Genomic DNA, 23,726 nt, shown 5'->3' with positions numbered 1-23,726 from the left:
CACACCATCCTCGAACAACGCTACCGCCGCGACCCGCTGATCCTCGGTAAGTGAACTTCGTGCACGCATACAAAACTCCCCGGTAGTCGGAACTGAATTACTCAGTCCAACTTCCGGGGAGCGGTGCACATACGTCTGAGCAGTGCAATGGTCCATTGACCCGGGCGGGGGAGCGCAGGCGGGCGGGGGAGCGCACTGGGGCAACCTGTGCTCGACGGCGTCGTCGGGTGAACAGTCGGGCTCTAGAGCGTGCGGGCCGAGTCGATTCCCAGCGACATACCCACCAGGCCCCGCTCGCGTACCGCCAACTTGGCCGCCACCGCTTCCAGAGCTTGTGCCGCGGGCGATTCCGGGTTGCTCAACACGATCGGGGTGCCCGCGTCGCCGCCCTCGCGGACGGCGGTGTCGAGGGGAATCTGCCCCAGCAGTGGAACGTCGGCTCCGACGGCCTTGCTCAGTCGGTCCGATACGTCCTGGCCACCACCGGATCCGAAGATGTCCATGCGGGTGCCGTCCGGCAGTTCGAGCCACGACATGTTCTCCACCACGCCCGCCACGCGCTGACGCGTCTGCAGGGCAATGGCTCCCGCTCGCTCGGCCACCTCGGCCGCGGCCTGTTGCGGCGTGGTGACCACGAGAATCTCGGCGCTCGGAATGAGCTGAGCGACAGAGATCGCCACATCGCCGGTGCCGGGCGGCAGGTCGAGCAGCAGTACGTCGAGATCGCCCCAGAAGACGTCGGCGAGGAATTGTTGCAGGGCGCGGTGCAGCATCGGTCCACGCCACACCACCGGGGTATTGCCCTGGGTGAACTGGGCAATCGAGATGAACTTCACCCCGTGCGCCTGCGGCGGCATGATCATCTTCTCGACCTGGGTCGGCCGTGCGTCGTTGCCGAGCATGCGCGGCACGGAATGGCCGTAGATGTCCGCGTCGAGAACTCCCACCGACAACCCGCGAGCGGTCAGTGAGGCGGCAAGATTGACGGTGACGCTGGATTTTCCGACGCCGCCCTTGCCAGACGCCACCGCGTAAACGCGCGTCAGGGATCCGGGTTGCGCGAACGGGATGATCGGTTCTGCGGAATCGCCGCGCAGGGATTTGCGGAGTTCGGTGCGCTGCTCGTCGTTCATCACGTCGAGTTCGACCGTCACGGTGCCGACCCCCGCGACATCGGCGACGGCGTTCTTGACGCGATCGCTGATCTCGGTCTTCATCGGGCAACCGGAGGTGGTGAGGTAGATGCCGACGCCGACGGTCCCGTCGGCGGAGATATCGATGCTCTTGACCATCCCGAGATCGGTGATGGGTTTGCGGATCTCCGGGTCGATCACTTTCGTGAGCGCGGTCCGAACGTCGGATTCGGTCAGTACAGCCATGTCTTCATGCTAGGCGGTGCGCAGGGGCTCGATGAACGGCAGGGCAGCGCAGCGCCGGCCGGTCAGTGAATGCGCGGCAGCTGGTCCGAGGTCGGAACGATGCCGGTGGCGTATCCGGCCGACCAGGCGAGCACGTTCGCCACGTATGCCATCGAATTGTTGTAGCGCAGGATCGCTTTCGTGGTGGATCCGAGATCGCGCATGTTGGTGCCGCCGTCGCAGAGGTACATGCCGGTGGCCAGGGCCGCGTCGTACAGGTTCTGGGGGTCCGAGACGCCGTCGCCGTTGCCGTCGGCGTGGTAGAGGTTCCACGTGGACGGCAGGAACTGCATGGGTCCGACTGCGCGATCGTATTCGGGGTCGCCGTCGAGGACTCCGCCGTCGGTGTCGGGGATCACCTGGTTGCCTGCGAGGGTGCCGTTCAGGCGGGGCCCGAGGATGGGCTCGTGCAGTTCACCCGAGTCGTCGACCTTGCCGTTGTTGGCGTGGGTGGATTCGACGCGGCCGATGCCGGCGATGACGGTCCAGCTGATGCCGCAGCCGGGTTGTTGCTGGGCCAGGATCCGTTCCGCGTTCTTGTAGGCGGCGACGTTGACGACGGGGATGGCGATGGGGCTCACAGCGAGATTGGTGGGCAGCTCCGGTGTGGGCGGGATCTCAGGAGCCGGGGCGGGTTCGGGGACCGGAGCCGGTACCGGAAGCTCGGCCTCGGCCACCGGCTGCGCCGGACGATCCTGGGCGATCGGTTCCGGAGTTTCGACCACGGAGTTCGATTCCTGTGCGGCGGGCGAGGTCTTGGCGCTGACGAACGGAATGTATTCTGCAGCTCCGGCGCTGGTAGCTGCGGTGACAAGTCCTGCGGGGACGAGCCCGGCCAGAGCAATCACCGAATTCCGTCGCATCTTGGAATTCGATGCTTTTCTGTGACGACCCACGCGAGCTGTACCTCCTGATATCCCCGGGACTCGTCCGGGGCCCGACCTGATGACCGGGATCGAGGGTACCTGATTCGAGACTGTTCTGTTATCGGGCCGTTATCAGCCGTGGACGGCGATCGGACTACGGCACGTCGATGTCCGAGTTCCCGTCCTCTGCCAGCCGTGCAGCAGCCTTCTTGCGGGCCTTCTTCGGGGTGCTCGGGGGCTGACCCGCCACCGTTTCCAGTAGGGCCTTGATGTCGTCGAGTTCGCGGCGCAGATAGTCACGGGTGGCGACTTCACCGACGGCGATGCGCAATGCTGCCAGCTCGCGTGCGAGGAATTCGGTGTCCGCCTTCGTCTGCTGCGCACGGGAGCGGTCCTCCTCCAGGGAGACGCGGTCGCGGTCGTCCTGACGATTCTGCGCCAGCAGGATCAACGGCGCGGCGTATGCGGCCTGGGTCGAGAACGCCAGGTTGAGCAGAATGAAGGGATACGGATCCCAACGCAGGTTGACGGCGACGACATTGAGGAAGATCCAGACCACCACGATGGCGGTCTGAATCGCCAGATAGCGTCCGGTGCCGAGAAATCGGGCTGCCTTCTCACCCGACTTGCCGAGATCGAAATCGAGATTGACATTGAACATCCGCGATCCGCGCGGGGTGTCCATTCTCTGGCGTGCTGTTTCTTTCACTGTCCGGCCACTTCCTGATCTCGCCAGTCCTCGGGCAGTAGGTGATCGAGGACGTCGTCCACGGTCACTGCCCCGACCAGGTGATCCTCGTCGTCGACCACCGGGCCGCAGACGAGGTTGTACGTCGCGAAGTATCGCGTCACGGCAGTGAGGCTGTCCTCCGGGGACAACCGCGGCAACGCGCTGTCCACCACGCCGCCGACCAGGCTTGCCGGGGGTTCTCGAAGCAATTGTTGTAGATGAACGCAGCCGAGGTACGGCCCGGTCGGCGTCGCAGTCGGTGGCCGCACCACGAACACCAGCGAGGCGAGCGCAGGGGTCAGATCGGGGTTACGCACCCGCGCCAGCGCCTCGGCCACCGTCGTCGACGCGTTGAGCACGACAGGCTCCGGCGTCATCAGACCGCCCGCGGTATCGGGGGAGTGCTCGAGCAGTCGACGGACAGGCGCGGAGTCCTCCGGATCCATCAGTCGCAGAAGCAATTCCGCCTCGGTCTCGGGTAGCTCGCCCAGCAAGTCGGCGGCGTCGTCGGGATCCATGGCTTCGAGCACGTCGGCACCGCGATCGACGCCGAGGTAGTGCATCAACTCCACCTGATCGTCGTCGGGTAGCTCCTGAACGACGTCGGCGAGGCGCTCGTCGTCGAGTGCCCTCGCCACTTCCATCCGGCGTTTGACGGGCAGCTCACGCATCGCGTTCGCCACGTCGGCGGCGCGTAGATCCTCGAACTGCATCAGCAGCTGCGCCACACCCTGATCGGGCAACGAGAGCTCGTTCTGGGTGAGACCCTGTACGTGTTGCCAGTCCACCACGTGGATGGCACCGCGCCGGGCCAGGCGCTGACGTTGCTTGCGGACCGCCACGCGCGCGACCACCCAGTCGCGGGTTCGGGTCAGCTCGATGCCGAGATCCACGACGACCGAGTCGACCTCGTGCAGCTCGTCGAGCTCGGGGTCATCGACGCGCACCTTGGAGTCGAGGATCTGAGCGAACACCAGGATCTCGTTCGCGCGCTGGGTGAATCGACGCAAACTGACGTTGCCGGTGGTGAGTTGAACAGAGTTGGGCTCGATACTGGTCACGCGAAGCATCGGCACGAAAATTCTTCGTCGAGTGGCCAATTCGACCACCAGCCCCAGCACTCTGGGTTGCGCTCTGCCGACGCGCATCGAGACCACCACGTCGCGAACCCGGCCGATCGATTCGCCGTCGGGGCCCAATACACCCAGGCCGGCGAGCCTGGCCGCGAATACCTTGCTCAGTGCTGCCATGATGGCAAGGTTAGAGGCTCGGCAAGGAAGAGTCTGAATCAGACAGGGGTTGTGCTGCGGTGAGTGCTTCGGGCCTTCGGCGATCGGTGTTGGCCGTTCCGGGCAGTTCGGACAAGATGATCGCCAAGGCCAAGGGGCTGCCTGCCGACGCGATTTTCCTCGATCTCGAAGACGCCGTGGCTCCCATCGCGAAAGTGGAGGCCCGCGCGCGCATCGTCGATGCCCTGAACTCCGACGGCTGGGGCGGTCAACTCAAGGTCGTTCGTGTCAACGACTGGACGACGCAATGGACGTACGGCGATGTCATCGACGTCGTCTCGGGTGCGGGCCGCGCGCTGGATGCGATCCTGCTGCCGAAGGTCGAGTGTGCGGCACACGTGCAGGCGTTGGATCTGTTGCTGTCGCAACTCGAGCGCACCCACGGGCTCGACGTCGGTGCGATCGGGATCGAGCCGCAGATCGAGAGCGCGCGCAGCCTGCGCAACATCGACGAGATCGCGACCGCAAGCCCGCGAGTGCAGACCCTGGTGTTCGGTCCGGCGGATCTGATGGCAAGTGTCAACATGCGCACCCTCGTCGTCGGCGAGCAGCCGGTGGGGTACGACACCGGCGACGCCTATCACCACATCCTGATGACCATTCTGCTTGCGGCGCGGACCCATGGACTTCAAGCGATCGACGGCCCTTACCTGCAGATTCGCGATCTCGACGCTTTCCGTCGGGCCGCGGGCCGCACTGCCGGGCTCGGCTTCGACGGCAAGTGGGTGCTGCATCCGACGCAGATCGAGGCCGCCAACGAGATCTTCGCGCCCCGACAGGACGATTACGACAAGGCCGAGATGATTCTCGACGCGTACGCGTTTCATACCTCCGCGGCGGGCGGTGGCCGCGGCGCGGTGATGCTCGGCGACGAGATGATCGACGAGGCGAGCCGCAAGATGGCGCTCGTGGTCTCGGCGAAGGGTCGTGCTGCCGGGATGACGCGCACGACGACCTTCACGCCGCCCGTGTCCTGACGTTGCGTCGCGCGTAATGAAACGCTGCAGTGGCTGTGACGGTTGTCCGTTTCGGGGCACAATGGAGATATGACCAATCCCCTCTCACAGTCCGGCCGCTCGGGGCAGGGACTGCCGACGCCGCCTTCCGGGTGGCCCATCGGTTCGTACCCCACCTACGCCGAGGCGCAGCGCGCCGTCGACTATCTCTCCGACGAAGAGTTCTCGGTGCAGGACGTCACGATCGTCGGCGTCGACCTGATGCAGGTCGAGCGCGTTCTCGGCCGCCTCACGTGGCCGAAAGTCATTGGCGGAGGCATTGTTTCGGGAGCGTGGCTGGGTGTATTCCTCGGTCTTGTGCTCGGCATCTTCAGCGAGAACATCTTCGGAGCGCTGCTCATCGGTGTCGGCGGCGGCATCATCTTCGGGCTGATCTCGGCATCGATTCCGTACGCGGCAACCAAGGGTCAGCGAGATTTCGCGTCGAGCATGCAGTTGGTTGCGGGTCGATACGACGTCCTCTGCGAGCCGCGAACCGCCGAGAAAGCGCGCGACCTACTCGCCAAGCTGTCGATCTGATCACAACAATTGGACGGCCAGGCAACCGACAGGTAACGGAATAGCCCCAAATCGCCCTCGATTCCAGTGAGTTCGGTTACGTTTCTTTCGTGCACGGCAGTGCCGACACAAGTGCTGCGCGAGTAACTGAACGTACGGAGGCGAAAAGTGCCGAGACATCGCGGTCGTAGGCGTGGAAAAGCAACGAGGATAGGGGTGTTGGCGGCAGCGGCTCTGGTGACGAGTCCGTTGCTCGCAGCGTGTGGTTCGTCGGACAATTCGATTCCCGTTCTCAGTTTCTATACTGCCGCAGACGGCGCAGAGCAGTACGCCGCTGCGGCACAGGTGTGCTCGGACGCCTCGAACGGTCGATACCGCGTGGAGCAGCGGACCCTCCCCAAGAGCGCCAACGATCAGCGGCTCCAGCTCGCGCGGCGTCTCGCCGGAAACGACCAGACGCTCGATCTGATGACACTCGATGTGGTGTGGACCGCCGAATTCGCCGAAGCCGGCTGGGCATTGCCCGTCCCTGCCGATCTGTCCGCGAAACTGCGCGACGGCTCCACCCTGGAAGGCCCCCTCGCCACTGCGGAATGGAAAGACCAGCTCTATGCGGTTCCTCTCAACTCCAACACGCAGCTGCTCTGGTACCGACCGGACGAGGTTCCGGGAGGCACACCGCCGCAGACCTGGGATGAGTTGATCGACGTGGCCGAGGCCAACGCCGCGGCGGGCAGGCCCGCGGAGATCGGGGTTCAGGCCAAGCAGTACGAGGGCTTCATGGTCTGGTTCAACACGTTGCTCGAAAGCGCCGGCGGGTCGGTCGTCGCCGAGGACGGAAAGACGGTCACGCTGAACGACACCCCCGAGCATCGCGCGGCCACCGAGAAGGCACTCGAGATCATCAAGCGGGTGGCCACGGCCGACGGCCACGATCCGTCGATCTCGCAGAGCGACGAGGGAACTGCCCGGCTCGGGATGGAAGCGGGTCGGATGGCCTTCCAGGTCAACTACCCGTTCGTGTTGCCCGGTCTGAAAGAGAACGCGCAGGCCGGTGGGGTGTCGTTCCTGGACCTGTCCGGAGTGCCCGCCGACCAGCAGGATGCGCGCATTGCCGAGGTCTTTCGTAGTGCTCCGTATCCGGAGGTGATTCCGGGTGAGCCCGCGAAGGTCACCATCGGCGGATTCAACATCGGGGTCGCGAAGACCACCCAACACGAGGATCTGGCCTGGGATGCGGTGGCATGCCTGACCAATGAGCAGAATCAGCGCAACAACGCCGTCAACGGTGGTGTACCGCCGGTTCTCGCAAGTCTCTACGACGATCCCGATTTCCAGGCTGTCTATCCCGCATGGGAGGGCGTGCTCGGTTCCATCGAATCGGCGGCAGTGCGGCCCGTATCGCCTGCCTACCAAAGCATTTCGATTCTGTTGACCGATGCGCTCAACCCGCCCCAGAACATCGATCCGGTAGCCGACGTGGACAAGCTCGCAGATCTGGTCACCAAGGCCGTCAATTCCGAAGGGTTGATTCCATGAGTGCGCACACGGCCGAGCCGCAGCCGAAGGCTCTCGACAGACAAGCAGCGCTGAAGAACATCTCCGACGGCAAGAAGGCCGAACGTCGCCTGGGGCTGTTGCTCGTCGCACCCGCAGCGATCCTGATGCTCGCTGTCACCGGCTATCCGATCGTCTACGCGTTCTGGCTGAGCCTGCAGAAATACAACCTCGCGTTTCCCGAGGACCGCGAATTCGTCGGCATCTCCAACTACGTGACGGTGCTGTCCGACGGCTACTGGTGGACGGCGTTCAGCGTGACGGCGGGCATCACGATCATCTCGGTGATCATCGAGTTCGTCCTCGGTCTTGCGGTGGCTCTGGTCATGCACCGCACCATCTTCGGCCGCGGACTGGTGCGCACCGTTGTGCTCATCCCGTACGGCATCGTGACCGTCGCCGCGGCATACAGCTGGTACTACGCGTGGACACCCGGTACGGGATATCTCGCGAATCTGTTGCCCGACGGTAGTGCTCCGCTCACCGAGCAGTTCCCGTCCCTGGCCATCGTCGTTCTGGCCGAGGTGTGGAAGACGACGCCGTTCATGGCGTTGCTGCTGCTGGCAGGTTTGGCGTTGGTGCCCGATGATCTGCTCAAGGCGGCCGAGGTCGACGGAGCAGGTGGATGGACCAGGCTGATGCGCATCACCATCCCGTTGATGAAGCCGGCGATTCTCGTCGCGGTGCTCTTCCGCACGCTGGACGCATTCCGGATCTTCGACAACATCTACGTGCTCACCCGAGGTAGCAACGAGACCGGATCGGTGTCGATTCTCGGTTACGACAACCTGTTCGGTGCGTTCAATCTTGGTCTCGGGTCCGCAATCAGCATCCTGATCTTCTTCTGTGTCGCGATCATCGCGTTCGTGTTCATCAAGTTGTTCGGTGCCTCGGCACCGGGATCCGACGATGGAGGCCGCAAGTAATGACCACTGTTACGCCTCGCAAGAAGGTCGGCTGGACGGTCGTCAACGTCCTCGTCCTGCTCTACGCACTCATCCCGCTGCTGTGGATCATCAGTCTGTCGTTCAAGTCGACGGCCACCATCGCCGACGGCAAGTTCATTCCGTCGTCGATCACCTTCGACAACTACAAGGGCATCTTCTCGACCAATCAATTCACCTCGGCATTGGTGAACTCGATCGGAATCGGGTTGATCACCACCGCGATCGCCGTGGTGGTCGGCACGATGGCCGCATACGCGGTGGCTCGCCTGGATTTTCCGGGAAAGAAACTGCTCGTCGGCGCCGCGCTGCTCATCGCGATGTTCCCGCAGATCTCCCTGGTGACACCACTGTTCGACATCTCCCGCAAGCTGGGACTGTTCGATACCTGGCCGGGGCTGATCATTCCGTACATCACCTTCGCCTTGCCGTTGGCGATCTACACCCTCTCGGCGTTCTTCCGCGAGATTCCGTGGGAGCTCGAAAAGGCAGCGAAGATGGACGGCGCAACACCTGCTCAGGCGTTCCGCAAGGTGATCGCTCCGCTCGCAGCACCGGGCATCGTCACTGCATCGATCCTGGTGTTCATCTTCGCCTGGAACGACCTGCTTCTCGCCATCTCGTTGACGGCGACGGAGCGCTCCATCACTGTTCCGGCGGCCATCTCGCAGTTCACCGGTAGCTCTCAGTTCGAGGAGCCCACAGGGTCGATCGCGGCGGCGGCCGTCGTCATCACGATCCCGATCATCATTTTCGTGCTCTTCTTCCAACGACGTATCGTGGCGGGCTTGACGTCCGGCGCAGTGAAGGGATAACCGTCATGGCCGAAATCGTTCTCGACAAAGTCACCAAGCTCTACCCCGACGGCGCGGCTGCGGTCAGCGACGTCGACATCACCATCGCCGACGGCGAGTTCATCATCCTGGTCGGCCCGTCCGGCTGCGGAAAGTCGACCACTCTCAACATGATCGCCGGCCTCGAGGACATCTCCTCCGGCGAGCTGCGGATCGCGGGGGAGCGGGTCAACGAGCGGGCACCGAAGGACCGCGACATCGCGATGGTGTTCCAGTCCTACGCGCTGTATCCGCACATGACGGTGCGACAGAACATCGCCTTCCCGCTGACACTGGCCAAGCTCTCGAAGTCCGAGATCAACGGCAAGGTCGAAGAGGCAGCCAAGATCCTCGACCTCAGCCAGCATCTGGATCGCAAGCCGGCGAACCTCTCCGGTGGTCAGCGGCAGCGAGTTGCCATGGGCCGCGCAATCGTTCGCACACCCAAGGCGTTCCTGATGGACGAGCCGCTGTCCAACCTCGACGCCAAGCTGCGTGTGCAGACGCGCGCCGAGATCTCGCGGCTGCAGAAGCGGCTCGGCACCACCACCGTCTACGTCACGCATGATCAGACCGAGGCGATGACGCTCGGCGATCGCGTCGTGGTGCTGCGCGGCGGGTTGGTGCAGCAGATCGGTTCCCCGCAGGAGCTCTACGACAAGCCGCGAAACCTGTTCGTCGGCGGCTTCATCGGATCGCCGTCGATGAATTTCATTCCCGGACAGCTCACCTCGAACGGAGTGTCGACTGCACTCGGTGAGATCGACATTCCGCTCGAGCGGATGGATTCGATCAAGGCCAAGAACCCGGGCCGCGAGGTGGTCGTGGGAATTCGCCCCGAGCACTTCGAGGACGCAGCGTTGATCGACGGGTACCAGAAGATGAGCGGGGCCACCTTCACTGCGACGGTGGATGTGCTCGAATCGATGGGCAGCGACAAGTACGTCTACTTCACTCTCGAGGGCGCACGAGTCGAATCCAGTGAGCTTCAGGAACTCGCGGCCGACGCCGGTATCACCGATCTCGGTGGCGCACAGGTGGTCGCGCGTCTGGCGGCGGAGTCCAAGGCCGCCGAGGGCGGTCAGGTGGAACTGTGGTTCGATCCCGCGAAGGTGGCGGTGTTCGACCAGGCCTCGGGCACCAATCTGACGATCTGAGCGCCACGCTCAGGTGAGTGGAACTTCGTGGTCGTAGACGAGGTTCCGCTCACCTGGACCGCCACGCAGATCCCGTGGGCGGCCGCCCGCCGTCACTGCCGAGGAGCTTTTCTCAGTGCCTGCTGGCGCAACTCGCTGACGATTTCGTCGTTCCAGACGTGCTCACGCACAAGACGGTAGCGTTCCCGGCTCATCCAGAGGTATGCCTCGGCGTCGGTGCGGTCCTCGAGGATCTCGGCCGCGCGCACCATGCGTACCACCGGCAGGTACTCCTCGCCGAACCAACGCCGCGCGACGGTACCGCGGTCGACGAACTCGCCGACCTCCTGCATCAACCGGAATCCCCAGGCTTCCACCGATTCGCTGAGCTGGGCGTAGTCGAAGGGATCGGTGACCTGAACGGCCTCGCGCGCCCGGCCCACCAGCGGCACCCGACTGAGGAAGATGCGCCGATGATCCTTGATCAGCAGGTCGCCGCGTCGGGTGATGCCCTCGGGTGAGATGCGCGTGATGATCTCGGTGACCACGGCATCGATCGACGTGCGGTGCATGGCGAACGCGATGGACACCCGGTGATGGCCGTCGACGACGAAATGCATGCCGCCGATGCGGTACACCTGGATCGGCGGCATCGCCTCACCGCGGCGCTGAGCGGCAGCGAGTCGCTGCCAGCGTTCGCGGATGCGCGCCGACGTCGGCCGGAAGAAGCGATCGAAATCGCGTGTGCGATCGACACTGCCGACGATGGTCTCGACGCGGATGACCTGCAGACCGAGGTGACGCTCGCCCACCTTGCCCAGGGCAGCGACCACCTCGTCGAACGGCAGGATGGTGTTGACGTCGTCGGGTTGACGCCGAAGCCAGCCGACCAGGCGGGCGACGTCGGCCCGCCTGCGCTGGCGGGTGAAGTCGTTCTCCGCATCGGCGGCAGGAAAACCGGTGTCACGTGCCATGTCTGCGCCTCACGATCTTCGGTGCATTGAATTGTGTTGCACGGCTGCCGGGTTCGATCTCGAACAGGGTGTATCCGACGGTGTTGATCACCGCGGCCCCATGCAGGGTCAGATCGTCCGGGGTTGCACCGTGTGGATGAATATGGCCGTGCAACAACAACTGTGGCGAGAGTCGACGCGTCACCTCGTCGAGACAGTCGAATCCGATGTGTGCGGGGTCGGTGTCGTCACCGACGCCGAGCGGCGGACTGTGCGTGAGCAGTATGTCCAGTGGTCGAGCATCCTTGCGAACATTCTGGTGCCATGCGTACGTGCGAGTGAGGGTGCGGGCCCTGCGGCGCTGCTGCCGCTGAGTCCACTGATTCGGCCCACCGTTGTAGCGGATCGATCCGCCGAGACCGGCGATGCGCAGATCCGCCACGGTGACGATGCGGCGATCGGCATTGACGGCACCGACAGGACCGGGCCACGTGGTGGGGAGCCCGGCACGCATCCATCCGGCTCGGCCGGCCGAGTAGCCGCTGAGGTCCGCGTCGTGATTGCCGGGAACGAAGACACAGGGCGCGTTCAACGCGTCGGTGAGGTACTCGAGGTAGTCGAACGGCAGATCGCCTGCACCGAGAATCAGGTCGACGCCCAGCGACTTCACCTGCGGACTCCACAGGGATTCGATCGTTTCGTCGGCGACAGCGAGAACGGAGACCACGGGTACGACGGTACCCATCTCCGGTGGGTGGTACCTCCGAACGGACTTCTCGGGCACGGTGGTGTTGGATGGGTCAGGTGAGCGACAGTGTCATTGCAGCGGTACGCGCACATCTGACGACCGAGACAGGCGACGCGGAGCCGTCCTCGGCCTCGGTGACGTTCCTCGGCCTCGAGCCGCTGGACGTGCTGAGATTCGGCGCGGACTCCGATGTGGTCCGGTACGTCAGTCTCGGCTGTTCTCGGCACCCCATGGCCGACCCCAACGAACTCGTCGCCGACCCCTCGCGTGGTCCCCGAGCCGAACTGGTGTTGACCCTCACCGGTGGGGCAGGAGTGGCGTCGGGCGTGCACAAGAGCCTGGCCGTGCTGGCCGCTTCACCTGCGGTGGAGGGCGTCGTACTGGTGGAGGACGCGCTGCTCGACCTGGGTGAACCACTCTGGGCGAATGCGCCGTTCACCGCGGTGTTGCTCGGTGCGAGCGATATCGACGACCTGACGCTGCCCGAGCCCTACGATCCCGTTCGTTTTCTCGCGGCTGTGCCTCTGACCGGCACAGAGGCCGCCTGGGTACGGCTACGCGGGGCGGACGCACTACGCGAGGCCTGGACCGAGGCCGGGATCGACGTCCGCGATCCCAACCGGTCGGCAGCCAGTCTCTGACCGTTCTCACTGCGCGTAGGACGCCAACTCCGGCTCGCTGTCCACGGAGTCGTGCAGGAAATGCCGGGGCACCTGAAGCAGGAATTTCACGCCGTTCTTCGCTGATTCCGCGGAGGAGCGCACGTTCGGCATGCTGAACGTGAAGCACAGATTGTGCGAAATACGTTCCCGGACCGCAGGTCCATCGTGATCGAGTGCGTCGAGGACGATGTTGAAGGCAACATTGTCGCCGAGAATGGTGAAGTGCTCGACCGGCCGCAGCGGACATATGTCCTGCACGGCGATGTTCGCGGCTCCGGCGAGGGTGCTCGCCCGAGGCTGCGGATAGATCAGTTCGTCGAATCGCGTGAAGATCGAGGTGTAGCTGGGCCCCTGCGGCAGCGGGCGTGCGGCCAATGCTGTGAGAAACCGCGACCCGGTGGCGATCTGCCAGTTGGCAGGCGGGCACTTCTCGGCGTCGTCGCACCCGTTTCGGGCCGAATCGGTGCCGTTGTACGGGGTGGCGAGCGAGATGAAATCCGACACCAGCGCAGGCAGGTCCGGCCAGAACGTCAGGGCCCACAGTTCGTCCAGGGGACCGTGCTGGTGACCCATCATGACCACCTTGCGGCCACTGGCGGCGGCCATCGTCCGAACGGCATGCACCACGTACTGCGCCGAGATCTGCAGGTCTCCGTAGCCCTCGTCGGGGAACGACAGGCTGCATACCGGGATGCCGATGGCGGGAAGGGACTGTAGGTAGTTCCAGCCGAACGACTGCTGATCGGTGGCGAATGCCGGAGTCAGCAGGACCGGGTCGCGGGTGGCGTCCTGCAGATCGGTGGTGCAGGTCAGTGCGCGATCGAGATCGGATTGCGGGACGGTGAGCTCGGGTCCGGTATCGGCCACCGAGAGAACAGGCTGGGCCGAGGCAGCGCCCGGTGCGTACGTGCAGACGATGGCGACGATCGATGCCAGTATCGGTGTGCGGATCTTCATCGATGCCTTCCGGACGGGCCTGCAGATCTCTGCAGTCTCATCCGGGGCGAACCGGCGGGCCGACCGCCAGGAGACGGTCGGTGCAATTACCGACAACCGTGTGGATTTGTTGGACGAGGTCCAAACGTCGACTGTGGTCGCTAGAGCCAATCGTTCTTGTGGAATGTCCGCCACAGTGCGATGCACACACACGCGACGATCGCGGCGATCGTGTAATAGCCGTACCGCCAATGCAATTCGGGCATGTTGTCGAAGTTCATCCCGTAGATGCCCGCGACCATCGTGGGCACGGCGGCGATCGCCACCCACGCCGAGATCTTGCGCATGTCCAAGTTCTGCTGCATCGTCACGCGGGCCAGCGCTGCGTCGACCAGTGAGCTCAGCACCTCGTCGTACTCGGAGATCCGCTCGGCGACCGTCGTGTGGTGGTCCTGTACGTCGCGCAGATAACGCCGCACGGCCTTGGGGACGCTCGGTTCCTGGACCAGCCTCGCCAACGGCGTCGACAGGGGCGTCACCGAACGACGTAGCTCGACGACCTCCCGCTTGAGCAGGTAGATGTTCTCGATCGGCACGTGGTGATCGGGCGAGAACACCTCCTCTTCCATGCTGTCGACGTCCCGCTCGATCGAGTCGGTCACCGCCAGATATTCGTCGACGACGTGGTCGGCCACCGCGTGCAGCACCGCCGACGGACCGAGCGCGAGCTGTTCCGGGTTCGATTCGAGGCGGTGCCGAACCCCTGCCAGTCCCGAATGCTCGCCGTGCCGGACGGTGATGACGAACTCGCGGCCGACCATCACCATGATCTCGCCGCTCTCGACGATTTCGTTGGCGGTCGTCACCGACTCGTGTTCGACGTATTTCACTGTTCGCAGTACGAGGAACGCGACGTCGTCGTAGCGCTCGAGCTTGGGGCGTTGGTGCGCGTGCACGGTGTCCTCGACCATCAACTCGTGCAGCCCGTAGCACTGGGCGATCGCGTTCATCTGATGATCGTCGGGTGCGTGCAGACCGACCCACACGAACCCTTCGCCGCGTGCTCGTACCTCGGCGATAGCCGAGGTGTGCGTGAACCTGCCGGGCAATCTGGCCCCGTCGACGTACACCGCGCAGTCGACGATCGCGCGGGCCGTGGGCACCGGGATTCGTGGGGCCGGATCGTGATCGGCCTTGGATCCTCGTCTGTGCAGTGACGGGAGCGACGGTCGAGGGGGAAGGGACGGCATGGCGGGCAATCGTACGCCAGCAAAACGACGAGAGAGTGGGCCTGGAACACTGTCGAAGGTGCGCATCGACCTTCACACTCACTCGACGGCGTCCGACGGTACCGACAGCCCCGCCGAGCTGGTCCGCGCCGCCTCGGCAGCGGGTCTGTCGGTGGTGGCCCTGACCGATCACGACACCACCTCGGGATGGGACGAGGCGGCCGCGGCGGTGCCGTCCGGCCTGACCCTCGTGCGCGGTATGGAGCTCTCGTGCACCGGACGTGGCGAGGACGGTGAGCCGGTGCCGGTGCACCTGCTCGCGTACCTGTTCGACCCCGAAGACGAGGCGTTCGCGCAGGAGCGCGCACGACTACGCGGCGAACGGGTGACGCGCTTGCGCGCCATTGCCGAGAACATGGCGGCCGACGGTCTGCCGATCGACCCGGACGCGGTGCTGGCCTCGGCCGGAGAGGCTGCCGGACGACCGCACCTGGGCCGCGCGTTGATCGATGCCGGATACGTATCGAACATGGATGCCGCGTTCGCCGGTCCGTTGGCCACCGATGGGCCGTACTACGTGGAGAAACTCGATACTCCGCTCGAGCTCGCGGTGCAGATGATCTCGGCAGCAGGCGGGGTCAGCGTGCTCGCCCATGCCAGGGCACGCTCTCGCGGCCGCATCCTCGATCTGGACCACGTTCGCGAACTCGCCGCGCTCGGACTGGGGGGCGTCGAGGTCCATCACATGGATCACTCGGTGCAAGACACGACGGTGATGGCCGAGCTGGCAGCGGAGCTGGACCTGATCGTCACCGGTTCCTCGGATTATCACGGGACCAACAAGACGGTCGAGCTGGGTGAATACACCACTTCTCCCGAGCAATACGACCGGATCGTTGCGGCGGCACGCCCATGACCTTCGACGTGACGCTGTATCTGACGGTGTTGATCACCCTGTTCGTCATCATGGATCCACCGGGAGCCATCCCGGTATTCCTGTCTCTGGTCGGCCGCCAGAGCAAGGAGGCCCGCAACAAGGCGGCATGGCAGGCCCCCGCGGTCTCACTCACCGTCATCTCGGTGTTCGCGATCGGTGGCCAGGCAATACTGAGCTACCTGCATATCGGCATTCCGGCACTGCAGGGCGCGGGCGGTTTGCTGCTTCTGCTCATCGCGTTGTCGCTGCTCACCGGAAAAGGCGCGGGCGGTGACACTGCTGCGGAGGACGTCAACGTGGCCCTGGTGCCACTGGGTACTCCGTTGATGGCAGGCCCCGGTGCCATTGCTGCAGTGATCGTCTACGTCAGTCAGGCAGACGGACAGGTCGGTTCGCTGCTGGCGATCGCGTCGGGCATCATCACCATCCACGTACTGTTCTACCTCGTGCTGCGCTTCTCGACGGTGCTGATTCGGTTGCTGGGTGAAGGTGGAATCTCGTTGCTGGCACGCATCGCGGGCTTGTTGCTGGCCGCCATCGCGGTGCAACTGATTGCGGAGTCGGTCCGCGGATTCGTGGCCGGAGGATGACCGGGGCAGGTGTGGGACTTCGGTTCCTGCGCGGAGTGTGTGGTGTCGTCACCGCCGGGCTGGTGGTGCTCGCGATCTGTGTGGCGGTCACGCAGTATCTCGGCCACTCTCGCGGCTTTCCCGGTCCCGGTGCCCTCTCGGTTGCCGCTCATGTCCTCGCCGCGGTTGTCGTCGTCCTCGCGCAGCGCGTGGTCGACCACCGGCGTGGGTCCGCTGCAGTGCTCGGCGCGATCGTGGTCTTCGGCGTTTCCGGACTCGTCCTGTGGACACAATGGTGGCAATAGGCGCAGTGGTGGCAATAGGCGTGGCAACGAGCGCGGTGGCGTCCGTAGCGGAACCGAGACCGATCCGTTTCTGACTCTGTGGTCGGGTGAACCGGCGATGTGGCACACTGAGGCACCGACAGGGCTACAGCCCATCGCCGATCGTGCAGGCCACCCGCCTCACGCGCGAGACACGCTCTCGGCAGTCTGCAGCCAGCACTGGCGCACTCCGGCAGCCCTCATCACCCAGACCACTCATTTTCGTTGACACGCGTCGCCTTGCCGGTCGAGGTCGAGCGTGTGAGGAGCTTTCACCGTGACGGCAGTCGAGAACACCGCAGCAGCAACCACAGCGTCGGCAGAACCGACAGCAATCACCGACGAGGAGATTTTCGCCGGGCATCTCGGCGGCAAGCTGTCGGTCCAACTGGCGGCACCTCTCGAGACCCAGCGGGATCTGTCCATCGCGTACACCCCGGGGGTTGCCCAGGTCAGCCGTGCCATTGCCGCCGATCCGACGCTCGCGAAGCGATACACCTGGACCGACCGCCTCGTGGCCGTCGTCTCCGACGGTTCCGCAGTGCTCGGCCTCGGCGATATCGGCCCCCGGGCGTCGCTGCCGGTGATGGAGGGCAAGGCCGCGCTGTTCAAGAAGTTCGCAGGTCTCGACTCCATTCCGATCGTGCTCGATACCCACGACTCCGACGAGATCGTCGAGACCATCGTGCGGCTGCGGCACAGCTTCGGGGCCGTCAACCTCGAGGACATCTCGGCGCCGCGGTGCTTCGAGATCGAACGACGCGTCATCGATGCCCTCGACTGCCCGGTGATGCACGATGACCAGCACGGCACGGCGATCGTCGTCCTGGCCGCGCTCACCGGCGCGGCCCGGGTGCAGGGGCGCGCTCTGTCCGGGCTACGGGTGGTCGTGTCCGGTGCCGGCGCTGCGGGGGTGGCGTGCACCAACATTCTGCTGGCCGCCGGAATCTCCGATGTGGTGGTGCTCGATTCCAAGGGGGTCATCTCGGCGGGGCGCAGCGACCTCGGTGACGTCAAAGCGGATCTGGCGGCTCGCACCAATCCACGTGGGGTCAGCGGAGGACCTGGCGACGCGTTGGCCGAGGCCGACGTCTTCCTCGGTCTGTCCGCTGGCACCGTCGACGAGAGCTACATCGCCTCGATGGCATCGCAGGCCATCGTGTTCGCCTTGTCCAACCCGGATCCGGAGATCCATCCGGAGGTGGCAGGGAAGTACGCCGCCATCGTCGCCACCGGACGAAGCGACTTCCCGAACCAGATCAACAATGTTCTCGCCTTTCCCGGTGTGTTCAAGGGTGCGCTCGACGCGGGCGCTCGCCGTATCACCGAAGGCATGAAGCTCGCCGCTGCCGAGGCAATCCTCTCGGTGCTCGGCGACGAGTTGGCTGCGGACAAAATCGTCCCGAGCCCACTCGATCCTCGTGTCGCCCCGGCCGTTGCGGACGCAGTTGCGGCAGCAGCGCGAGCCGAGGGCGTCGCGTAGGAAAACGGAGGAAACACCGGCGAACCCGGCCCTACGAGGGCCGTGGTTCGCCGGTGTCTTTCGCTGTCGAGCAGCAACAGACGGGCGGGAGTGGACGGGCGGAATCAGGCCTGGGCCGGCCCGGCGGGAGTCCGGTGCAGGCGACCGGTGCCGGGAACGGATGCCCACACCGCGAGCGCAAGCAGGCCGTCGACGACGAGGGTCAGCACGGCCACCAGGATCGCGCCGACCAGAACTCGGACGTAGTCGTACAGCGCGAGACCGTCGAAGATGTATCTGCCGAGTCCGCCGAGATTGACGTACGCCGCAATGGTCGCCGTGGCGATGATCTGCAGCGTCGTATTGCGTAGGCCGCCGAGGATGAGCGGCATCGCGTTGGGGATCTCCACCCGAAGCAATACCTGGGTTTCGGTCATGCCCATGGCGCGGGCGGCGTCGACCACGTTCGCATCGACGTTCGCGATGCCGGCGTACGTGCCTGCCAACAGGGGCGGAATGCCGAGCAGGATCAGCGCGATGATCGGCGGCATCAGCCCCAATCCGATCACCAGAACCAGAAACACCAGGATGCCGAGGGTGGGCAGGGACCGAAGCGCATTGACGAGTCCGACCACCACGGCCTCGCCGCGCCTCAGGTGACCGATGAGCAGACCGATGGGTACCGCGATCGCAGCAGAGAGCAGCACTGCCAGCAGGGAGTACCACATGTGCTCGACCATGCGCGCGCCGATGCCCGTCGGACCGGCCCAATTGGCACCGTCGACGATGTACGAAAACGCCTCCGAGAACAGGTTCATGTGCGCGCCTTCTTCGTCGGCGATGTCGAGTTCGGCCGGGTCCACGGGGTGAGTCGACGGCCCAGCAGATACAGCGCCGCGTCGAATATCAACGCCAGGAACACGATCGAGATGATGCCCGCGAAGATCTGATCCGGATAATCACGTTGATAGCCCTGTGTGAAGAGCTGCCCGAGACCACCGATTCCGATCACCGACCCGACCGAGACCAACGAGATGTTGGTGACCGTCACGACGCGAATGTTGGCTATCAGCACCGGAAGAGCCAACGGTAGCTCGACGGTCACCGCCCGTCGCAGTGACGAAAAACCCATCGCCTCGGCCGAGTCGACCACGGCGAACGGCACCGAATCGAGCGCCTCGGGCACCGCACGGATCAGCAGTGCCGTGGAGTACACCGTCAGGGCGATCACCACATTGAGCGGATCGAGTACCGGGAGGCCGACCACCGCGGGGATGGTCACGAACAGTGCCAGCGACGGAAGAGTGAACGCAATGCTGGCCACCGTCAACGTGATTCGGCGGATCCAGCGCCTGTTCCGGATGAGCGTGCCGACGGGGACCGCGATCAGCAACCCGATGAGCAGCGGGACGAGTGAGAGATACAGGTGTGTTTTCGTGTAGCCGAGAACGACATCGAAGTTGTCGAACAGCCAGGTCACTGTTCGTCGTCCTGTGCAGCGATGAAATGGTGCCGATTGCGCTCCTCGTCTTCCGCCTTACGCTGGGCGGCAAGGTTTTCGAGGATTTCGGCACCGTCGACGCTACCGACGGCCGCGCCCGAGGCGTCGACCGCGACGCCGATACCGGACGGTGACGAGATCGCCGAGTCGAGTGCTTGACGCAGATCTCCGCCCTCGAGGAACAAGGACCCGCCCGCCGCGGTGCTCTCGTCGGTGCTCAGGCCGGCGCGCACTTTCTCGACTCCGGTCGGGTCGACCCAGCCGAGTGGACGCCGCTGCGAATCGACGACGAGCACCCACTGTCCCTGGCTCAACCGAAGTCCGCGGACCTCGTCTTCGGTGGCCGTCTCGATCGGATGCAGCGTCACCGACTGCGCCGATCGGAACGACAGACCTCGATAACCGCGATCGCGACCGACGAAGGACGCGACGAACGGCGTCGCCGGGGCCGCCAGGACGGTCTCGGGTGTGTCGTACTGCTGCAGTCGACCGTGCGGCCCGAAGACCGCGATGTGATCGCCGAGCCGTACGGCCTCGTCGATGTCGTGGGTGACGAACACGATGGTCTTCTTCAGCTCGTCCTGCAGCCGCAGCATCTCGGTCTGCAGGTCTTCCCGCACCACCGGATCGACTGCGCTGAACGGCTCGTCCATCAACAGAATCGGTGGGTCGGCGGCCAGCGCCCGTGCCACCCCGACCCGTTGCTGCTGTCCGCCGGACAGTTGCGCTGGATAGCGAGCGGCGAGGGCCGGGTCGAGGCCGACGCGTTCGAGTACCTCGAGTGCGGCCTTACGCGCCGCGCGGCGGGACTGTCCGTTGAGGACCGGAACCGTCGCGACGTTGTCGACGACGGTGCGGTGCGGCAACAGTCCGGCACTCTGGATGACGTAGCCGATGCCGCGCCGCAGCTTCACCGCGTCGGTATCGGCGATATTGCGCCCGTCGACCGTGATCACCCCGGACGTGGGCGTGATCATGCGGTTGATCATCCGCATCGACGTGGTCTTTCCACAGCCGGACGGCCCAACGAACACGGTGAACGAGTGTGGTTCGATCACCAGGTCCAGGGAGTCGACGGCCGTGGTGTTGTCCGGATACGTCTTGTTGACCTGCTCGAATGTGATCATCAGCTGACCGGCTGGTCCAGGCCCTTGTCCTTGACCCACGCTGCCGCGGCAGCCGCCGGCTCGGCTTTCTCGTCACCGGACACCGAGGTGTTCAGTGCGATCAGCTCGTCGGTGGTGATCTGCGCCGAGACCGCATCGAGAACCTGGGTGAGCTTGTCCGACTGCTTGGCCGTCCGCAGCACCGGGATGACATTCTGGGCGGCGAAGTTGTTCTCCGGGTCCTCGAGGACCACCAGGTCGTTCTGTGCGATCGCAGGCGAAGTGGTGAAGATGTCCGCAGCGACGACCTGGCCCGAGACGAGTGCCTCGACCGTGGCCGGTCCACCCCCGTCCGAGATCGGCACGTAATTGCCTGCCGGGATGTCGAGGTTGTACTTGGCCGCGAGCCCTGGCAGGCCGCCGACGCGTTCCTGGAACTCGGGCGTGCCCGCGAAGGTCACCTCGGACGAGAACGGCGCGAGATCGCCGATGGTGGTGAGGTTGCGTTCGGTCGCAGTCGAGCGAGTGACGACGACGGCGTCCTTGTCCTCGCCTGGGGCGGGCTCGGTCACGGTGAGATCGTCACCGAGGGCGGCAGGCAGTGCCGCGAGCACATCCGCGGAGGACGTGGCGGTAGCGGACTGATCCAAGTACTGCAGCAGGTTGCCGGTGTAATCGGGGATCAGATCGATCGACCCGTCCCGGAGGGCGGGGATGTACGCCTCGCGGCTGCCGATGTTGAGCTTGGTGCTCACATCGAAGCCGTTGGCGCGCAGTGCCTCGGCATAGATGTTCGCCACCGTTTCCGACTCGGGGAAGTTGGCCGAACCGATGATGATGGAGTTGGTGTCGTCGTTGCTCTCGCCGCCACCGCTCGAGAGTGGGTCCGAATTTCCGCCGCAAGCGGTCAAGGCGGTGACCGAGAGAGCGAGTGCGGCAACGGCTGCCACGGCCCTCGGAGCGGAGAACGCACGCGTGATTCGGGAGGTGGTCATGGTGTCCTTCCATCGGTTCGGGCACAGTCCTACCCAGCTCCGCCGATCACCACCGGACAGCAGGCGGATCGGAAGAATCAGGACTCGGGCTGCTCGGGATGGTAGTCGAAATCGCCGAGCCCATAAGGTTGGTTCGACTACCGTCTCGTTCGCATCTGTGCCCCGCTGCCGAGATCGGTAAACCCGTGCACGCTGTGAACAGGAGAAAATGACAGTGCGTTCCTCGGTTCTGGCCGCGGCTGCGGTGATCTCGATCGCCGGATTGCTCGGCGGCTGCAGTGCGGCCACGCCGACCGGCTCCGCAGCTACGCCCGTCGTCGGATCCGGCAGTTCGGACCTCTCCCGCTTGCTCGCGCAGATCTACGCCGGTGGCCTGCGGTCGACAGGAGTGGACGTCGAGGTGAAGGAAGACCTGGGCGATCGTGCCGACTACCTCGCAGCGCTGGACCGCGGTGAGGTGACGATGGTTCCCGACCTGACCGGAGAGCTGCTGCGCACCTTCGACACTCTTTCCGGGGCCACCGAGGCCGAGGACGTCTACACGGATCTGAACCGCTCACTGCCGGCCGGTCTGTCGGTGGGGGATTACGCGACGGCCGAGGACCGACTTGCCATCGCGGTGGCGTCGGGCAGCGAGTTTGCCGATGGGACGACTGTGACGGACTTCTTGCGGCGCGAGGACAGGACGGTGGGAATCGTCGATGGACAGGTCGATCCGACCGATGTCGTGCGGGCCTTTCCCACTCGGCAGCTGCCCACGTTCACGGGCGCGGCGGTCACCGATGTCGTTCAGTATTCCGATGCACAGACCGCCGTCGAGGGGTTGAACGCGGGAGAGGTGGAGTCGCTCGCGATTCGTACCGCCTCGTTCGGCCCACTGGCGAAGGATCTCACCACATTGCCCGACGAGGATCACGTGTACCCGGCGCAGAACGTGGTGCCGCTCTACCGCAACGGGCTGCTGAGCGAGAGCGCTCTGCGGTCGTTCTCGGTGGTAGCGGGGGAGCTGACCACTGCGGACCTCGCCGACATGATCGGCGAGGTCCGCAGTGGTGTGCCGTCAGGCGATGTCGCTGGCCGTTGGCTCGGTGAGCACACCCTGTGACGGGTGGTTCTGCTGCCCTGACCTGACTTTGCGGCCGAGGTAACCGCCCATGTGCTGGACGGCATGGGCGGCCTCACGCAGGATCGATGCCTGCAGGTGGGCCACGTGCCAGAGTTTCTTGTATTCGACGTGTTCCAGTTCGACCCCCGAGAGGCGAAGCTTGTCCGCGAATGCGGTGATCTGCGGGTACAGCACCTCGGAGGTGCCCACGTGCATCACCGTCGGCGGCAATCCGTCCAAGTTGCCCAACAACGGTGCGAAACCCTGGTCGAGCGGGTCACCGGACCCGAGATAAGCCTCGGCCGAGCTGTACGACCATCCCGTGTTGACCACCAGGTCGCGGTCCTTGGCTGCATCGCGCGCTCCTGGATCGATCCATGGCGAGATCAGACCGAGGGCCGCCGGGCTGGTTCCGTCGTCCACCAGGCGCCGCGCGGTGGCAACGGTCAGGCCGCCGCCCGCGGAGTCACCGGCGATGGCGATGCGTTGCGCCGGGAAGCCGTGCAGTCGCACGAGCTCCCGAAATGCCGCGACGGCGTCGTCCAAACCTGCCGGGTACGGATTCTCCGGTGCCAATCGGTAGTCGAGTACGTACACGGCACTGGCCGACTCCCTGGCCAGGTGCGCAGCCAGCGAGCGGTGCGTATTGATCGATCCGATCGTGTACGCGCCACCGTGCAGATACAAGATCGCGGTATCGCGTTCGGTCGCGCCGACGGTGATGCGCTCGGCCCGTCGTCCTGCCAACGTCAGTTTCTGCGCGACGGTTCCGTGCGGAAGCGTCTGCAACGGTGCCCCGGCTTCGAGGATGCGGCGCTGCATCCGAAACGACAACCGTGGGTTCAGGGCAACACGGTAGAACGGCTTCAGTGCCGCCGCGACGATCGGTAGCGGTACGTAGAAGGACTTCACC

25 protein-coding genes are annotated in these 23,726 nt (G+C 64.9%); 12 read left to right on the top strand and 13 right to left on the bottom strand.

The window, feature by feature from the left end; genetic code table 11:
* Nucleotides 1-242 precede the first annotated feature (242 nt).
* The 4 genes from ACOQFP_RS13235 to ACOQFP_RS13220 all read right to left on the bottom strand — a co-directional run bounded on the left by ACOQFP_RS13235 (nt 243) and on the right by ACOQFP_RS13220 (nt 4,264).
* A complete protein-coding gene (locus ACOQFP_RS13235) occupies nt 243-1,379 on the bottom strand; it encodes an Mrp/NBP35 family ATP-binding protein (protein ID WP_341244619.1) in 1,137 nt (378 codons plus the stop codon).
* A 62-nt stretch (nt 1,380-1,441) separates the two neighbouring features.
* On the bottom strand, nt 1,442-2,314 hold the full coding sequence (locus ACOQFP_RS13230; protein ID WP_341244618.1) for a murein transglycosylase: 873 nt from the start codon (nt 2,312-2,314) through the stop codon (nt 1,442-1,444).
* Between the two features lie 124 nt (nt 2,315-2,438).
* Nucleotides 2,439-2,969: a DUF1003 domain-containing protein gene (locus ACOQFP_RS13225; protein ID WP_206490631.1), complete on the bottom strand. Its 531-nt coding sequence runs from the start codon at nt 2,967-2,969 to the stop codon at nt 2,439-2,441.
* 20 nt (nt 2,970-2,989) lie between these two features.
* Nucleotides 2,990-4,264, bottom strand: a complete 1,275-nt coding sequence (locus ACOQFP_RS13220) for a magnesium transporter MgtE N-terminal domain-containing protein (protein ID WP_421584567.1) — start codon at nt 4,262-4,264, stop codon at nt 2,990-2,992.
* 59 nt (nt 4,265-4,323) lie between these two features.
* Between ACOQFP_RS13220 and ACOQFP_RS13215 the strand changes: the two genes are divergently transcribed.
* The 6 genes from ACOQFP_RS13215 (at nt 4,324) to ACOQFP_RS13190 (ending at nt 10,308) form a co-directional block, all read left to right on the top strand.
* Nucleotides 4,324-5,280: an HpcH/HpaI aldolase/citrate lyase family protein gene (locus tag ACOQFP_RS13215; RefSeq protein WP_206490223.1), complete on the top strand. Its 957-nt coding sequence runs from the start codon at nt 4,324-4,326 to the stop codon at nt 5,278-5,280.
* A gap of 69 nt (nt 5,281-5,349) precedes the next feature.
* The gene (locus ACOQFP_RS13210) at nt 5,350-5,838 is read left to right on the top strand and encodes a general stress protein (protein WP_206490224.1); all 489 of its coding nucleotides are present in this window, start codon (nt 5,350-5,352) and stop codon (nt 5,836-5,838) included.
* Between the two features lie 195 nt (nt 5,839-6,033).
* Nucleotides 6,034-7,356 (top strand): extracellular solute-binding protein, encoded by a 1,323-nt coding sequence (locus ACOQFP_RS13205; protein WP_421584566.1) that lies wholly within the window; start codon nt 6,034-6,036, stop codon nt 7,354-7,356.
* The gene (locus tag ACOQFP_RS13200; protein ID WP_206490226.1) at nt 7,353-8,300 is read left to right on the top strand and encodes a carbohydrate ABC transporter permease; all 948 of its coding nucleotides are present in this window, start codon (nt 7,353-7,355) and stop codon (nt 8,298-8,300) included. The genes ACOQFP_RS13205 and ACOQFP_RS13200 overlap by 4 nt, the downstream gene beginning before the upstream one ends.
* Nucleotides 8,300-9,133: a carbohydrate ABC transporter permease gene (locus ACOQFP_RS13195; protein ID WP_206490227.1), complete on the top strand. Its 834-nt coding sequence runs from the start codon at nt 8,300-8,302 to the stop codon at nt 9,131-9,133. The genes ACOQFP_RS13200 and ACOQFP_RS13195 overlap by 1 nt, the downstream gene beginning before the upstream one ends.
* 5 nt (nt 9,134-9,138) lie before the next feature.
* Nucleotides 9,139-10,308: an ABC transporter ATP-binding protein gene (locus ACOQFP_RS13190; protein ID WP_206490228.1), complete on the top strand. Its 1,170-nt coding sequence runs from the start codon at nt 9,139-9,141 to the stop codon at nt 10,306-10,308.
* Between the two features lie 92 nt (nt 10,309-10,400).
* Here ACOQFP_RS13190 and ACOQFP_RS13185 read toward each other — a convergent pair whose 3' ends face one another.
* Together ACOQFP_RS13185 and ACOQFP_RS13180 are read right to left on the bottom strand one after the other, a co-directional pair.
* The gene (locus ACOQFP_RS13185) at nt 10,401-11,261 is read right to left on the bottom strand and encodes a chromosome partitioning protein ParB (protein WP_206490229.1); all 861 of its coding nucleotides are present in this window, start codon (nt 11,259-11,261) and stop codon (nt 10,401-10,403) included.
* Complete coding sequence (locus tag ACOQFP_RS13180) at nt 11,251-11,967, bottom strand: metallophosphoesterase (RefSeq protein WP_341244617.1); 717 nt, start codon at nt 11,965-11,967, stop codon at nt 11,251-11,253. Before ACOQFP_RS13180 ends, ACOQFP_RS13185 begins: the two co-directional genes overlap by 11 nt.
* A 68-nt stretch (nt 11,968-12,035) precedes the next feature.
* On the opposite strand from ACOQFP_RS13180, the gene ACOQFP_RS13175 reads away from it, so the two are divergent.
* Nucleotides 12,036-12,629, top strand: a complete 594-nt coding sequence (locus tag ACOQFP_RS13175; protein ID WP_206490231.1) for a suppressor of fused domain protein — start codon at nt 12,036-12,038, stop codon at nt 12,627-12,629.
* Nucleotides 12,630-12,635: 6 nt separating this feature from the next.
* Here ACOQFP_RS13175 and ACOQFP_RS13170 read toward each other — a convergent pair whose 3' ends face one another.
* A complete protein-coding gene (locus ACOQFP_RS13170; protein WP_341244616.1) occupies nt 12,636-13,607 on the bottom strand; it encodes a lipase in 972 nt (323 codons plus the stop codon).
* A gap of 140 nt (nt 13,608-13,747) precedes the next feature.
* Nucleotides 13,748-14,836: a magnesium and cobalt transport protein CorA gene (locus ACOQFP_RS13165; protein WP_421584565.1), complete on the bottom strand. Its 1,089-nt coding sequence runs from the start codon at nt 14,834-14,836 to the stop codon at nt 13,748-13,750.
* Between the two features lie 58 nt (nt 14,837-14,894).
* Here ACOQFP_RS13165 and ACOQFP_RS13160 point away from each other — a divergent pair, with 58 nt between their 5' ends.
* The 4 genes from ACOQFP_RS13160 to ACOQFP_RS13145 all read left to right on the top strand — a co-directional run bounded on the left by ACOQFP_RS13160 (nt 14,895) and on the right by ACOQFP_RS13145 (nt 18,127).
* Nucleotides 14,895-15,731 (top strand): PHP domain-containing protein, encoded by an 837-nt coding sequence (locus ACOQFP_RS13160; protein WP_421584564.1) that lies wholly within the window; start codon nt 14,895-14,897, stop codon nt 15,729-15,731.
* The gene (locus ACOQFP_RS13155) at nt 15,728-16,342 is read left to right on the top strand and encodes a MarC family protein (protein ID WP_206490235.1); all 615 of its coding nucleotides are present in this window, start codon (nt 15,728-15,730) and stop codon (nt 16,340-16,342) included. Before ACOQFP_RS13160 ends, ACOQFP_RS13155 begins: the two co-directional genes overlap by 4 nt.
* Nucleotides 16,339-16,626, top strand: a complete 288-nt coding sequence (locus ACOQFP_RS13150) for a hypothetical protein (protein ID WP_206490236.1) — start codon at nt 16,339-16,341, stop codon at nt 16,624-16,626. The genes ACOQFP_RS13155 and ACOQFP_RS13150 overlap by 4 nt, the downstream gene beginning before the upstream one ends.
* Before the next feature lie 352 nt (nt 16,627-16,978).
* The gene (locus ACOQFP_RS13145; RefSeq protein ID WP_206490632.1) at nt 16,979-18,127 is read left to right on the top strand and encodes an NAD(P)-dependent malic enzyme; all 1,149 of its coding nucleotides are present in this window, start codon (nt 16,979-16,981) and stop codon (nt 18,125-18,127) included.
* Between the two features lie 104 nt (nt 18,128-18,231).
* On the opposite strand, the gene ACOQFP_RS13140 is transcribed toward ACOQFP_RS13145, so the two are convergent.
* From ACOQFP_RS13140 to ACOQFP_RS13125, 4 genes are read right to left on the bottom strand one after another with little or no spacing between them, the layout of a single operon-like run.
* A complete protein-coding gene (locus tag ACOQFP_RS13140; RefSeq protein ID WP_421584570.1) occupies nt 18,232-18,924 on the bottom strand; it encodes an ABC transporter permease in 693 nt (230 codons plus the stop codon).
* Complete coding sequence (locus ACOQFP_RS13135; RefSeq protein ID WP_206490237.1) at nt 18,921-19,586, bottom strand: ABC transporter permease; 666 nt, start codon at nt 19,584-19,586, stop codon at nt 18,921-18,923. Before ACOQFP_RS13135 ends, ACOQFP_RS13140 begins: the two co-directional genes overlap by 4 nt.
* A complete protein-coding gene (locus tag ACOQFP_RS13130) occupies nt 19,583-20,734 on the bottom strand; it encodes an ABC transporter ATP-binding protein (protein ID WP_421584563.1) in 1,152 nt (383 codons plus the stop codon). The genes ACOQFP_RS13135 and ACOQFP_RS13130 overlap by 4 nt, the downstream gene beginning before the upstream one ends.
* Nucleotides 20,734-21,708, bottom strand: a complete 975-nt coding sequence (locus ACOQFP_RS13125; RefSeq protein ID WP_206490239.1) for an ABC transporter substrate-binding protein — start codon at nt 21,706-21,708, stop codon at nt 20,734-20,736. Before ACOQFP_RS13125 ends, ACOQFP_RS13130 begins: the two co-directional genes overlap by 1 nt.
* 208 nt (nt 21,709-21,916) lie before the next feature.
* Between ACOQFP_RS13125 and ACOQFP_RS13120 the strand changes: the two genes are divergently transcribed.
* The gene (locus tag ACOQFP_RS13120; RefSeq protein WP_421584562.1) at nt 21,917-22,813 is read left to right on the top strand and encodes a glycine betaine ABC transporter substrate-binding protein; all 897 of its coding nucleotides are present in this window, start codon (nt 21,917-21,919) and stop codon (nt 22,811-22,813) included.
* Here the strand turns inward: ACOQFP_RS13120 and ACOQFP_RS13115 are convergent.
* Entirely contained in the window at nt 22,769-23,725 is a 957-nt protein-coding gene (locus ACOQFP_RS13115; RefSeq protein WP_206490241.1) for an alpha/beta hydrolase, read from the bottom strand. The two genes, ACOQFP_RS13120 and ACOQFP_RS13115, sit on opposite strands and share 45 nt — an antisense overlap.
* Nucleotide 23,726: the final 1 nt, after the last annotated feature.

Source organism: Rhodococcus sp. MALMAid1271 (assembly GCF_049195265.1).
Classification (GTDB): Bacteria; Actinomycetota; Actinomycetes; order Mycobacteriales; family Mycobacteriaceae; genus Rhodococcoides.
The sequence above is the reverse complement of the archived record's forward strand: the minus strand, read 5'-3'. Positions and strand labels throughout refer to the sequence as shown.